Source organism: Psychrobacter sp. ASPA161_6, from assembly GCF_051970285.1.
GTDB lineage: Bacteria > Pseudomonadota > Gammaproteobacteria > Pseudomonadales > Moraxellaceae > Psychrobacter > Psychrobacter glaciei.
On the sequence record NZ_JBEFNJ010000003.1, the window covers coordinates 43511 to 57700 of the forward strand.

11 protein-coding genes and 2 riboswitches are annotated in these 14190 nt (G+C 44.4%); of the genes, 6 read left to right on the forward strand and 5 right to left on the reverse strand.

Annotated elements, in window-relative coordinates:
• Positions 1 to 44 precede the first annotated feature (44 nt).
• Positions 45 to 365 (reverse strand): YcgL domain-containing protein, encoded by a 321-nt coding sequence (locus ACTQ9T_RS09400; RefSeq protein WP_010199666.1) that lies wholly within the window; start codon positions 363 to 365, stop codon positions 45 to 47.
• 237 nt (positions 366 to 602) lie between these two features.
• A riboswitch (glycine riboswitch) is annotated at positions 603 to 774 on the forward strand.
• Positions 775 to 828: 54 nt separating this feature from the next.
• Positions 829 to 982: riboswitch (glycine riboswitch) on the forward strand.
• Between the two features lie 168 nt (positions 983 to 1150).
• Between ACTQ9T_RS09400 and gcvT the strand changes: the two genes are divergently transcribed.
• The 5 genes from gcvT to ACTQ9T_RS09425 all read left to right on the forward strand — a co-directional run bounded on the left by gcvT (position 1151) and on the right by ACTQ9T_RS09425 (position 7714).
• Entirely contained in the window at positions 1151 to 2323 is a 1173-nt protein-coding gene (gene gcvT / locus ACTQ9T_RS09405; RefSeq protein WP_440464895.1) for a glycine cleavage system aminomethyltransferase GcvT, read from the forward strand.
• A 69-nt stretch (positions 2324 to 2392) separates the two neighbouring features.
• Entirely contained in the window at positions 2393 to 2773 is a 381-nt protein-coding gene (gcvH, locus tag ACTQ9T_RS09410; RefSeq protein ID WP_010199661.1) for a glycine cleavage system protein GcvH, read from the forward strand.
• 312 nt (positions 2774 to 3085) lie between these two features.
• Positions 3086 to 3844 (forward strand): nitroreductase family protein, encoded by a 759-nt coding sequence (locus ACTQ9T_RS09415; protein WP_189584601.1) that lies wholly within the window; start codon positions 3086 to 3088, stop codon positions 3842 to 3844.
• 62 nt (positions 3845 to 3906) lie between these two features.
• Positions 3907 to 6804 (forward strand): aminomethyl-transferring glycine dehydrogenase, encoded by a 2898-nt coding sequence (gene gcvP, locus ACTQ9T_RS09420; protein WP_440464896.1) that lies wholly within the window; start codon positions 3907 to 3909, stop codon positions 6802 to 6804.
• A 220-nt stretch (positions 6805 to 7024) separates the two neighbouring features.
• The gene (locus ACTQ9T_RS09425) at positions 7025 to 7714 is read left to right on the forward strand and encodes an esterase/lipase family protein (protein ID WP_440464897.1); all 690 of its coding nucleotides are present in this window, start codon (positions 7025 to 7027) and stop codon (positions 7712 to 7714) included.
• Here the strand turns inward: ACTQ9T_RS09425 and ACTQ9T_RS09430 are convergent.
• The 4 genes from ACTQ9T_RS09430 to ACTQ9T_RS09445 all read right to left on the reverse strand — a co-directional run bounded on the left by ACTQ9T_RS09430 (position 7704) and on the right by ACTQ9T_RS09445 (position 11867).
• Positions 7704 to 9029, reverse strand: coding sequence for a ribonuclease D (locus ACTQ9T_RS09430; RefSeq protein WP_440464898.1), 1326 nt, complete (start codon positions 9027 to 9029; stop codon positions 7704 to 7706). The genes ACTQ9T_RS09425 and ACTQ9T_RS09430 overlap by 11 nt on opposite strands.
• Before the next feature lie 308 nt (positions 9030 to 9337).
• Positions 9338 to 9931: a recombination mediator RecR gene (gene recR / locus ACTQ9T_RS09435; RefSeq protein ID WP_010199654.1), complete on the reverse strand. Its 594-nt coding sequence runs from the start codon at positions 9929 to 9931 to the stop codon at positions 9338 to 9340.
• 237 nt (positions 9932 to 10168) lie between these two features.
• Positions 10169 to 10498 (reverse strand): YbaB/EbfC family nucleoid-associated protein, encoded by a 330-nt coding sequence (locus ACTQ9T_RS09440; protein ID WP_189584573.1) that lies wholly within the window; start codon positions 10496 to 10498, stop codon positions 10169 to 10171.
• A 94-nt stretch (positions 10499 to 10592) separates the two neighbouring features.
• A complete protein-coding gene (locus ACTQ9T_RS09445) occupies positions 10593 to 11867 on the reverse strand; it encodes an O-succinylhomoserine sulfhydrylase (RefSeq protein WP_440464899.1) in 1275 nt (424 codons plus the stop codon).
• A gap of 471 nt (positions 11868 to 12338) precedes the next feature.
• On the opposite strand from ACTQ9T_RS09445, the gene ACTQ9T_RS09450 reads away from it, so the two are divergent.
• Complete coding sequence (locus ACTQ9T_RS09450) at positions 12339 to 13982, forward strand: phospholipase D family protein (RefSeq protein WP_240215881.1); 1644 nt, start codon at positions 12339 to 12341, stop codon at positions 13980 to 13982.
• The last annotated feature ends 208 nt before the right edge of the window (positions 13983 to 14190 follow it).

The window sequence follows — 14190 nt, forward strand, 5'->3', positions numbered from 1 at the left end:
ATATCAAAAAGATAGCTATCAAGAAAACCTTTCAAAGAAACGTATCAATCGTAAATGTTGTCTTGTGCCTCGCGCGCACGTAATTCCGCTTGGCGGCGCATAACGTCTTGCGGTGGCATTTGTACAAAATACCCTTGCGACTGTAATTTTGCGAGTACCTCTTCTTTATCGACACGTGCAAGCGTTGGCGTGGTTGCCAAATCCAGATGCATCACAAATTTACTGCGACCTAAGCTTGCGCGGAAGTCTTTTGGTAGCACACCCAGCCAGTCCTTAATCTCGTCAGTGTCATCAGGATAATCAGGGCGGGCAATATAGACATACATGCCGTCATGTTTAGAAAATTTATAAATATCACAATGCATAAAAACCACCTGTCAGAAACTATAGGCGTAGGTTAGCATAATTTAGCCAAATTTCAGTAGTTGCTTTACGTTTTGATATAAGCAACCGCTCTAAAACTGAGACGGTAAAACAGCAATAAAGGTACTCGGTTTATCGCGGATATGCCTGATTATCCTCACAAACAGGCACTTTTGCCGAAATTATCTATTTTAATGGCGTTGATGACTTGTAAAAGCGCCCTGAACCTTTCATAATAAAAGCGTTTTTCAGGAGAGAGTTTGTGAGCATAGTTATACTATAATATATGGTTATAACATAAAAAATATCGTATCAAACCGCATTGGTCATACGACGTATATAATTGCTACACGACCACCGAAGGCGCATCCACCCTGCCAATCGCTCAGGTAAAAGGACTGAAAAACGCATGTCACGACTGTTTCGCTGTCTGCCGTCAATCGCGTAGCACATCCAAACATAGGGCATAACAAATCTGGAGAGCGGTAAGGACGGACGACGTCTTACCCACCGAAGGGGAGAAAATGCGACATCATTTGATTTTTTGAAGCTTATGCTTTAGAAACTAACAGTGATGGTTCGTGTTGAAAATCTCAGGTTACAGGACAGATAGGGCTTTTGCTTAAACTGACGTTCAGCGTCTGTTTGGCTGGCGGCTTTATCTTTTTTTTCTGTGCTACCCTTGGCTGCAATGCTTGCACCCTGCAACGTTGCTTCTCGCTACTATGATACTGCGCATCGCTCATTACTCTACCGAGTATGACTAATGTACACATAAGGATTTGTTATGACCGACTCTCAAAACACCAATACCTCAGCCCCTAAACGCACGCCCCTTTACCAGTCTCACGTTGATAGCGAAGGCAAGTTAGTGGATTTTTCTGGTTGGGAATTGCCGATTCACTATGGTTCACAAATCGAAGAGCACGAAGCGGTACGTACTGACGCTGGTATGTTTGATGTCTCACATATGGTCGTCGCAGATATCAAAGGCGCTGACACTAAGGCATGGCTACAAAAACTGCTCGCTAATGATGTCAATAAACTCAAGACTGCTGGTAAAGCACTGTATTCTGGCATGCTAAACGAGCAAGGCAGCGTTATCGATGATTTGATCGTCTATCTAATGAATGCGGATGAAACCGAATATCGTATCGTCTCAAACGCCGCCACTCGCGATAAAGATATGGCGCAGTTCAATAAAGTCGCAGAAGGTTTTGACATCACCATCACTGAGCGTCCAGAGCTTGCTATGTTGGCAGTTCAAGGACCTAATGCGATTGAAAAACTGGCACAAGCCAAACCAAGCTGGGCAGATACTTTAGCCGAACTCAAACCTTTCGTCGGTGCTGACTTGACTGATATCGAAGGCGCTGATTGGTTCGTCGCTCGTACTGGCTATACTGGTGAAGACGGTGTCGAAGTGATCATGAATGGCGATGATGCACCAGCGTTCTTTGAGCTATTAAAAGCCAATGGTGTAAAACCAGCAGGTCTTGGCGCTCGTGATACCTTGCGTATGGAAGCGGGCATGAACCTCTATGGTCACGATATGGACGAAACCATTAGCCCTTACGAATGTAATATGGGCTGGACGCTCGCGCTAAAAGATGAGCGCGACTTCGTTGGTCGTGCAGCGTTGGTTAGCAAACGCCAGCAGTCAAAAGACGACAATACAGCCATGAAGCAAGTGGGTCTCCTATTGACGACGCGCGGTGTGTTACGTGAAGGCATGACGGTCACCATCAATCAAGGCTCAGACAATGAGCAGACTGGCATTATCACCAGTGGTACATTCTCCCCTAGTCTAAAAAACTCGATTGCGATTGCCCGTGTTCCTGCCAGCGTATCAGACGATGATAACGTACAGGTCGATCTACGCGGCAAAGGCAAGTTCGTTGATGTACGCGTTCTCAAGTTACCGTTTGTCCGTAATGGCAAGCAGCAGTTTGACTCATAGGCATTATAAACTCTATTATTAGCTTTCACTTTTTTTGTTAACCATCCTCTATCACTTAGGAGAGAGACCATGAGTAATATCCCAGCAGAACTAAAATACATTGCCAGCCACGAATGGCTACGTCTAGAAGACGACGGTACAATCACTGTCGGTATCACAGACCATGCTCAAGACTTGCTTGGTGACGTGGTGTTTGTTGAACTTCCTGACGTGGGTGACATCATCGCCGTTGATGACGAAATCTCAGTCGTTGAGTCGGTAAAAGCCGCCTCTGACGTTTATGCCCCGATCTCAGGTGAAGTGGTTGAGATTAACGAAGCGCTAGAAGAAGATCCAGAAATCATCAACTCTGACCCATATGGCGAAGGTTGGTTCTTTAGAATGAAGCCTGACAACATCGCTGACTACGAAGCACTAATGACGGCTGATGAGTACGAAAACGATCTATAGTCCAAGCTTTCTTTTGTAATCAATATTTAGCTTATATTCGATAGTCATTTATATTCGATAGTCATATGACGTAAAAACATGACAGATACTGGTACTAACTGGTATCTGTACGCTTTATTTTAGACGCACTTATCATTTCAAAATATTCAGCAACTGTGCTAAATACGCATACTGCCATGAAAGATTGTTACTCAATGTTATTACCCCATACGCTTGTTAATGTATTTGCCTTATCTATTTGACTTGGTCTACAAAAAATCTGCCATCGGTAATAAGCAAATTAATCACTTAATCCCCAGCATGGATCCTAATATGACTTCCAACTCTGATAACAACGACAACATTGCCACACCCGAACACACACCGCAGTTGCAAGCGTTTCGTGAGGTGGTCGAGTCACGTCGTTCAGTCCGTCGTTTTACTGACACGCCGATACCTGACGATGTGTTAGCGGATTGTCTGCGTTTGGCCATGCTAGCGCCGAACTCAAGCAATCTACAGCCGTGGGAATTTTATGTGATTGACAATGCTGATAAACGCAAACGTACCGTCAAAAACTGCATGAATCAAAACGCAGCAAAAACAGCAGCGCGCTTGATCGCAGTCGTCGCCCGTACTGACATTTGGCACGACCACGCTCAGCAGATCTTACGTGAGTATCCTGAGACGCCAGTACCAAAGAAAGTTAAAGACTATTATACCAAAGTCGTTGCCATGGACTTTTTACGTGGACCTGCAAACGTCGTATCAGCGGCTAAATGGAGCGCAACTCAAGTCGTCAGACGGGTAAAAGGGCCTATTAAATCGCCTTACTATACCTTTGAAGACACCAAAAACTGGGCGACCAACAATACCGCACTTGCTGCCGAAAATCTTATGCTAGCACTACGCGCGCACGGCTTTGATAGCTGTCCGATGGGCGGCTTCGACGAGCCTGCCATGAAGCGCTTGTTAGGCTTAAGCAATGATCAGCACATTATCATGATGATTGGTGCTGGCGAACGCGCCGACAATGGCATTTACAACAGCCAGTTCCGCTTTGATCAAAAGCAATTTGTACATTACGTTTAATGCATCGCCATATTACTCTATTTAAATAAACCCTTTTATTACTCCCTTAACCAAGGATTGTCATGACTATTTCTCAAAACCCGACGTTTGATACCTTTCAAGGTTTATTCAACGAAGCTGAATTTGTCTATCGTCATTTAGGCTCAAATGAGACCAAACAAGCTGATTTACTCAGCAAAATTGGTTATAAAGACATGGCGAGTTTTATCAATGATACGGTGCCTGAGCCCGTACGCTTGCACAAAGACTTAGACTTGCCATTGGCAATGAGTGAGCATGCAGCGTTGGCTAAATTGCGCGCCATGGCAGATAATATCACCGTTAATAAAAGCTACATCGGCCAAGGCTATTCGCCTGTGCGTATGCCTGCGGTCATTCAGCGTAATGTCCTTGAAAATCCAGGTTGGTATACGGCTTATACGCCTTACCAAGCTGAAATCGCCCAAGGTCGTCTAGAAGCTTTGCTTAACTTCCAACAAGTTTGTATCGATTTAACGGGTCTAGAAATGGCTGGCGCGTCGTTACTTGACGAAGCAACGGCAGCCGCTGAAGCCATGGCGATGTCTAAGCGTGTGAGCAAAAGTAAATCAACGCAGTTTTTTGTTGATGATCGTGTCTATCCACAAACGTTAGACGTTATCAATACTCGCGCAAAATACTTTGGTTGGGAAGTCGTCGTTGGTGATTTTGAAACCGCCAAATCTGGTGATTATTTTGGTGCGCTATTCCAATACGTCGGTGTCGAAGGCGATGTTAAAGACTTAACTGACGTTATCGCTGCGGTTAAGAAAAATAAAACGTACGTGAGCGTCGTCAGCGACATCATGAGCTTGGTGCTATTAAAATCACCAGCAGATATGGGCGCAGACGTCGCTTTGGGTAGCACCCAGCGCTTTGGTATTCCAATGGGCTTTGGTGGTCCTCATGCCGCCTACTTTGCTTTCTCTGATAAAGCCAAACGCTCAGCACCTGGTCGTATCATTGGTGTCTCAAAAGATTCGCAAGGTAATACCGCCCTACGTATGGCATTACAAACCCGCGAGCAGCATATCCGCCGCGAAAAAGCCAACTCAAACATCTGTACCTCACAAGTATTGCTGGCTAACCTCGCTGGTATGTATGCGGTTTATCATGGTCCAGGTGGCGTAAAACGTATTGCCACTCGTATCCATGCTTTTGCCACAGCGTTTGCTAATGTCATTACAGAAGCCAACGATAGCAGTCTAAGCGTAGTACATGATCAGTTCTTTGATACCGTCGTTGTCGATTGCGGTTCAGAAAAATTGGCGACGCAAATTTTTGCAAATGCCGATAATGTTGGTTATAACTTATGGCGTCTAGATGATAACAAACTGGGTGTCGCTTTTAGTGAAATCAGCGACCAGCATGACTTTACGGTGTTGACCCAGCTCTTCGTTAGTAAATCACATGACTTGCCTGAGACTGCCAGCCTGTCACTTGATAGCGCGCATTTGCGTACCGACGACATCTTAACCCATCCAGTATTTAACTCGCATCATACCGAGCATGAGATGCTGCGCTATTTAAAGTCGCTTGAAGACAAAGATTTAGCGATGAACCGCAGTATGATTTCATTGGGTAGCTGTACCATGAAACTCAATGCAACCAGTGAAATGCTACCGATTACGTGGCCTGAATTTGCTAATGTGCATCCTTTTGCACCGCGCGATCAAGTCACCGGCTACATTGCGATGATTGACAGTCTGCAAGATCAACTTAAAGCCATCACTGGTTTTGACGATGTATCGATGCAGCCAAACTCTGGCGCGTCAGGTGAATATGCTGGTCTGCTAGCGATTCGCCGCTATCATGAATCATTGGGCGAGACCAATCGTGATGTTTGTCTCATTCCAATGTCAGCGCATGGTACCAATCCTGCGACTGCCATGATGATGGGTATGAAAGTCGTCGTGGTTAAAACCGATGAAAACGGTAACGTCGACATCGAAGATTTGACCGCTAAATGTGAAGAGCATAGCGAGCACCTAGGTGCCTTGATGATCACCTACCCGTCGACGCATGGTGTGTTCGAAGAAGGCATCCGTCATATTTGTGATTTGATTCATAAGCATGGCGGCCAAGTCTATATGGATGGCGCGAATATGAATGCGCAGGTCGGCATGATGCAGCCTGCGGATGTTGGTGCAGATGTATTACACATGAACTTGCACAAAACCTTCTGTATCCCACACGGTGGCGGCGGTCCTGGAATGGGTCCTATCGGTATGAAGGCACATTTAGCACCATTTATGGCCAACCATACCTTAAGCCCTGTGCATAATGCGCAAAAAGACTGTTCAGCTGTATCGGCAGCGCCTTATGGCTCAGCCAGCATCTTGCCAATCTCGTGGATGTATATTGCCATGATGGGCCGTGATGGTTTGCTTAAAGCCACTGAACTGGCGCTGTTAAATGCCAACTACGTCGCCGCTCAGCTAAAAGATCACTACCCTGTTCTGTACGCTGGTAAAAACGGCCGCGTCGCGCACGAATGTATCATCGATATTCGTCCATTAAAGGATGAAACTGGTATCAGCGAAAGCGATATTGCCAAGCGCTTAATGGATTATGGTTTCCATTCACCAACCATGAGCTTCCCAGTTTCAGGTACGTTGATGATTGAGCCAACTGAGTCTGAATCTAAAGAAGAGTTAGATCGTTTTATCAGTGCACTAAAATCTATCAAAGCTGAAGCGATGAAAGCCAAAGCAGGCGAAGACAATTGGACGTTAGAAGACAATCCACTGGTCAATGCACCGCACACCGCTTCTATGATCACCAGCAGCGAGTGGACGCATCCATACAGCCGTGATGTTGCCGCATTCCCATTGCCTTATGTACGCGCTCATAAATTCTGGCCAAGCGTTGCTCGTATTGATGATGCTTATGGTGATAAGAATCTGATGTGTTCGTGCCCAAGTATCGAAAACTATCTGTAATCGAAGTCTTCGATAAATCATAAGTAGCTTTTTATAGAAAAACAAACCTCCAAGTCAGTAGCTGATTTGGAGGTTTTTATTTTGCTTACTTTTTATCTATCAAATTAACAGGTAACATTATTAATGGATAAGCGATAAATAAAGGCTTATACCGATAACAAAATATTTATCTTAAATCTTTGAAGCCGTAAATTTTTGAAGCAATAACTTGGATCTTACTATGCAACAAAAAAACCGCGTTATTCTGATTCATGGTCTGCATCAAACCGCTTGGATCATGCGACCATTGGCAAAGCGCCTGCAAGCAGCAGGATTTGACACTCATCAATATAGCTACCGCAGTATGCGTGATGGCATCAAGACCAATAGCGCAGGCCTTAATACTTGGCTAGAAAAGCATCATCAGCCTGATCAGCCGATAGATTTGGTCGGTCATAGTTTGGGTGGTTTGATTATTCGTGATTTCGTTACTGAATATCCCAAGTGGCAGATTGGACGCTGCGTGACGCTTGGGACACCGCATGTAGGAAGTGTTTGTGCAGATTATATCTGGCGCTTAAGCCCAGCTGTAGTAGGACGCTCATATGTCGATGCTTTAGATGGAACAGTCCCACCATTACCAGCACATATTACCTTGGGCGTGATTGCGGGAAATCGTCCGTATGGATTGGGGCAGCTGTTTTTACAGTATCATAACCGTAAACTGCGTAAAGCAGACAATATGCCATCAGCAGAACATCTGCTACACGATGGCACAGTATATATAGAAGAAACTAAAATAGAGGCAGCCACTGATCATATTGTTTTACCAGTTTCGCATACTGGGATGCTGGTCGATAAAGGTGTCACCACACAAGTGATATGTTTTTTACAACATGGACAGTTTGAGCATAAAAAACTTAAACATTGATACCCATACCCTGCTGCAACTCGGTTTTATGCTTGTTAATCACCGGTATCAATGTCTGCGTCACCCACTCATTGCGCCAGCCTTTTAAGCCTTCTGGTAACTCGCTTAGGTTTTTATCAAACGCAATCACTTCATACAGCTGCCCTAGCCATTTTTTGCGCATCAATACATTAGCAGGTACACCAATAGCTTCTGCTTGCTCATCAATCGCTTGTTGCACGGCTTTTGACAGCACTTTATTTTTTGAGCGATACGGCGGCAATAGACAGTCTGGATATTCAGCAGGATGCAGGTTTTTTGCCTCTTTTATTACCTTAAGCAACTCTTCGCCATACAGTCGCAACATGCTACGGTGCATCGTGGTTTTGTGCGCAAGCTCTCGCATATTACTTGGCTTTTCAGTGATAATCTCACGTACGGCTTGTTTTTTAATCACAAAAGTACGCGGCTGATTGGTCGAACGCGCTAGCTCTTCTCGCCACGTCGCCACTCCTTTGAGTATCGCCATTTGCTGCGAGTTATAGCGATAATCAGCCATCGTTAAGTACATCTCTTCATCTTCAACGTGCTGGGCATCGTACAAATCACTGGCATAAAGCTGGCAATCCGCCCATACATATTCAAACAGTCCTTGCTTTTTTAGCTCGTATTCGAGGCTCAAGTAAAGCGCTGGCAAGAAGCGTACATCATCAATCGCATATTGCTCTTGCTCATCTGAGAGCGGACGCTGTAGCCAATCTGATTGGCTTTGTTCTTTATCGATATGCATATCTAACTGATCATCAAGCGCCTGCTGATAGCCCATTTGCAACTGTCCCGTCAAATAAGACAACGCAATTTGCGTATCAAAAATATTGGTCAACGGCGGGCAACCAGACAATAGATAAAAAATCCCTAAATCTTCACCACAAGCATGCCAAATCGCCACATCAACTTCACTGAGCGCTTGCCAAAAATCACCCAGTTGCAACTGCGGTGCATCTAGCAAATAGATGTGATCGCCCGTATTTAGCTGTACCAGTGCCAATCGCGGGTAATAAGTATCGCGCTTGATAAACTCGGTATCTAATGCCACTCGTCCGCAAATCGCCAATGCATCGATGACTTCAGCCAAACCATCTTGCTCACGCACCCACGTGATGGCAACTTCATCCGCAATATCCAATAATGCATCGATATTTGGTTCAGGCGGCACAGCTGCTGACGCTATTTCAGTATTAACTGATTGCTTTGATGAGTCGTCAATAGCAGCAGCGTTGTCTGCAAGGTTTGATTGGGTGGCAGCGCTTGAAGCGGTTGGAACATGGTTAGACACGGGCAGATACCTGCATAAATAGGGGGAAAGAAAACGCCAAACTGCGTTTTAATAAAAGAAAAACGAGAAAAATAGTGGCAATTAAGCAATTATAACAAGTTCATAAAATAAAATGGGCAAGATTTGGGTTTTGTAGAGAACTTATAAAATTGCTAGAGATAATATAGTCAGGTCAATATAAAAAAGAGACAGCGTGACTGGTATAAATTTTTCGTAGCCTCTGTCTGCGTAGGCACAGCAAGCAAGAAAAGTTTGTGCCAGTCACGCATCATAATGTCGTGTACCCATTTTATTTAGTATCAACTATACTATAAGAAAGAGCGATTTTGCATCGCTTGTCCAAGGGTCATACTATCAAGGTATTCCAGCTCGCCACCCATAGGTACGCCTTGCGCCAAACGTGTGACTTTATTGACATGACGACTGACCGCTTCGCTGATAAAGTGTGCGGTGGTCTGCCCTTCGACAGTTGTACCCGTTGCCAATATCAGCTCTTCAACAGGCTCTTGCTTAACCCGCCATACTAGCTGATCGATGTTTAAGTCGTCGGCACTAATCCCATCAATCGGTGATAAGTGACCACCTAAAACAAAGTAGCGTCCACGATAACCTGCCGTTTGCTCGATAGCCATCACATCTGCCGCCGTTTCGACCACGCATAATAGGCCATCATCACGCCTTGGATCTTGACACAGCGGACAAACGACCTCATCACTAAAGCTGTGACAACGCTGGCATTCGACGATATCACGCATCGCCTCATCAAGTGCTTGGGCGAGTGCCATGCCTTGTGGGCGCTTTTTGGTAAGCAAATGCAGCGCCATACGTTGGGCACTTTTTTGACCCACACCCGGCAAAATACGCAGCTGTTTGACCAGCTGATCAAATTTGGCTGTCAGCAAAGCGTCTTCCTTTATTTAACTTAATTTATAAACCGTAGTTATAAAAATGGGGTCGTATCGTGTCGATAACAACCCCATTTTCTATATGATCATAGTCAGATAACATATAATTAGCTAAATATAAAGCCAGTCGTATATCGATACCAAAAACTTGAGATAACGAGGAAGACGAGTGCAAGCGCTACCCTTAGTAGGCTTAGCGAGCCTGACAAAGTTAGCTTATTTTTGGGATAGATATTAGAACATACCTTGCATACCAGGTGGTAAACCCATACCTGAGGTCGCGCCAGCCATGGTTTCTTCGTATAGCTCATCCGCTTGACGCACCGCGTCATTGATAGCAGCAGCGATTAAGTCTTCGATCATATCTGGCTCATCTTCAAGCAAACTTGGATCAATGGTCAAACGCTTAACCACATGGCGACCCGTCATGGTAACTTTTACCAGACCACTACCCGCTTCTGCGTGAACTTCTTTATTGCCTAGCTCTTTTTTAGCATTTTCAACGTTTGCTTCGACTTTCTTTTGCATCGTTTGTGCTTGTTGCATTAATGCTTGGATGTTCATAGTTGCCTCTTTATTATTTATGATAATGCGTATCGTAATGAGTAATTATTAATAACGTAAATTTTATGCGTTAACAGTGATTATACCGTTATCTTTACAAACTGTCTAAACCACGCGCCAAATCTTTAATGATATCTTCTACATCTTCTAAACCAACAGACAGACGAATCAGACCATCTTTGACGCCTGCTTCTGCCCTCGCCTCAGCGGTCAAGCGAAAGTGGGTAGTCGTCGCTGGATGGGTAATCGTGGTTTTGGCATCGCCCAAATTATTAGTAATAGAAACCATTTGCGTTGAGTCTATCACATGCCATGCAGCGGCTTTTGAATCAAGGCTAGCAGATGGCTTGACTTCAAAACCCATGATAGCACCATAACCACCTTTCATATGATGTTGACGCGTCGCCAGTTCATGAGCCGGATGATCGCTCAACCCTGAGAAATGCACCGTGCTAACATTGGGATGATTGACCAAGAAATCCGCCACTTGATTGGCATTTTGACAATGCGCTTGCATGCGCAATTTCAGTGTCTCAAGCCCTTTGGTAAACACCCATGCATTAAACGGACTCATGCTAATACCGCCTGAGCGTACCACGGTAAACGCTTCTTGCATGAGCGCATCGCTACCAACCAGCGCACCGCCCAATACACGACCCTGACCATCCAAATATTTGGTCGCAGAGTGAATGACCACATCAGCACCCAAGTCGAGTGGACGCTGCAAGGCTGGCGTGGCAAAGCAATTATCTACCACCAATAAGATGTCATTGGCTTTGCACAGCTTACTTAAATACTCAATATCACAAATCTGCGCCAATGGATTGCTAGGGCTTTCGCAATAAATAACCTTGGTATTCGGCTGAACCGCTTTTGCCCAAGCGTCATTATCAAAGCAATCAACGTAGCTGACTTCAACATCAAACTTGGCCATATAATTATTGAATAGACCGATGGATGAACCAAACAGCTGATTAGCAGCCAGCAAATGGTCGCCAGCTTTTAGATAGGCCAAACACATGGTCAAAATCGCACCCATGCCAGAGGCTGTTGCGACTGCACGCTCACCATTTTCAAGCGCTGCCAAACGACGCTCAAAGGTACGAACGCTTGGATTGGTATGCCGCGAGTAGACATTGCCTGTCTTATCTCCGTTAAAATGAGCGGCGGCATCTGCCGCTGAGGTATAAACATACGAGCTGGTAGTAAAGATAGCCTCTGAGTGCTCACCTTCATCCGTGCGATGTTGCCCTGCTCGTACAGCGATGGTCTGCATGCCATAATCAAGCCCTAAATCTAGGGCGTCGTTACGCCAGTTTGGATCTAACTTACTTACATTGCTCTCATTCTGCGTTTGCGACTGACTCATAAATCTTCCGTTACTTTTGTTAGTAGTAAAATGTGTTAGTAGTAAAATGTGTTAGTAGTAAAATGTGTTAGTAGTAAAATGTGTTGGTAATAAAACGATTAGTAATAGAATGGCTGCTTGTTTTTAATTATAGATGCCATTTGTCAGCGTTATCATAGCATGTCAACTTATTCCAAACATCTGGTTTCAGAGCCTTACTGAACATTATTTTTGAATACGTCTTGATAGAACCACCAAGTCTATAATCAGAATAAAACGCGAGCTTAGTCAAGTGCATAAACTAAAAAATAACGTATTTATAATAGGCAGATAGGACGACAGCTGCTAAGCTTAGCGACCATTTAGGCTTTGTCCTACGCTTTGTCTCGAGTGTTATTTTTATAAGCATTATAATCAGCGCTATTATTTGAAAATAAACGAAAATACTCAGCAAACTTTCAATAAATCAAGGCTTATTAGGGTTAATCAGTTATGTCGATGCTAAATATAGAACCAAGCAATTTATCGCTGAGCCTAACACTCGGGTTGACCTTAGGACTGAGTGGATGTCAGATTTTGCCCGAACAGCCACATTTGCCTGAAAGCCAAGCCTTGTCAGCGCGAGTGAATGCTTTATATCAGCAAGAAAGCAACCAACAGCCTAAACAAATTGCAGCGACTGAAACCAGTAATATCGATTTGGTGTCCGCTATCAGTGCACAGAACGATATTCACCCTGATTTGTCAGGCTATCACCCGATAGTGACTGGGGCAAATGCCTTTGCCGCGCGCAGTATCTTGACAGATATGGCCACACGTAACATCGATGCACAGTATTATATTTGGCATAATGACCAAGCCGGTCAACTACTGTTGAAAGACCTCTGGGATGCAGCTGAACGCGGCGTTATCGTGCGCTTGTTGCTCGATGACTTTAATAATAGCGCGAAGTTCGATCAGCATTTATTACGTTTTGCCAGCCACCCAAATATTGCGGTGCGCATTATTAATCCGTTGATGCATCGTAAATTTCAAACCTTGAACTTTGTCACAGGATTGCCGCGTATCAATCGGCGTATGCATAATAAAAGCATGACCTTTGACAAGCAAATCACCATCATTGGTGGTCGTAACATTGGTAACGAATACCTGAGTAATGATCAGAGCAGTCAATTTGCGGATTTGGATGTGTTACTTATTGGCAAAGTCGTCGCAGATATCGACAACAGTTTTGCCAGTTACTGGTCATCACCTTTATCATTTGATATCGAAACGTTGGCAAAATTTGATGATGATGTGACACCTGATTTTCTGTCCGCATTGGATAAGCTCGGTCTCGACGAAGACAATAACGAAGGCAGCAGTTTGACGGTCTATAAAGCGGCGATCAAAGACTCTACGATAGACAGCGATCTGATCAATAAACGGGTACCCTTTCGTTGGACAGATATGCAGTTTTTGAGTGATGATGTCGGTAAACTGAGCAAAACGGTTCCTACTGACACCAATTTGGTACATCAGCTACGCACTTTGCTCGGTAGCCCAACCAAAAAGCTGACTATCATCTCTTCTTATTTCGTGCCGACTAAAGATGGTGTCGATACCTTGGTCAAGCTGGCCAAATCTGGTGTTGATATTAAGATTTTGACCAACTCATTTGATGCAACGGACGTCACTGCCGTTCACTCTGGCTATAGTCAATGGCGACCCAACTTACTTCGCTCAGGCGTCAAAATATACGAGCTAAAATCAACGGCTGCTGAAGAAGAACGTGAAAATAAGCTGTGGCGAGCACGTAGTCAATCATCGACCAGCTTACATGCAAAAACTTTTGCCGTGGATGACTATCAAGTCTTTATTGGCTCATACAATGTCGATCCGCGCTCTGCCAATATCAATACCGAAATGGGTGTCATTATTAACGATGAGGAACTGGCAAGCCAGCTGCACGGTGCACTCAGCGATGATTTGTTAAATCAAGCTTATGAAGTCAAGTTGCTGGAGAGCGGCGCTTTGCAATGGCATACCATGGAAGATGGTAAAAAAGTGATTTATAATTCAGAGCCACGCGTTGATATGAGTGATCACATTTGGCTCACCATCATGTCATGGTTACCAATCGACTGGCTGCTATAAAGACGTAAGACCTTTTACTCACTGACCCTTAATTGACACTCAAAAGTTCAAGATTTCGGATTTAGCTTCTGTTAAATCAAACACTCTGTAACCAACATTGCTCATACCAAATACCCAAACCTACTGTTTCGGCAAATCATTATCTATCTACGTTGATTTGCCGGTTTTTATGATGAGCGGTTATCCAAACGATGACCGTCTTAATGAC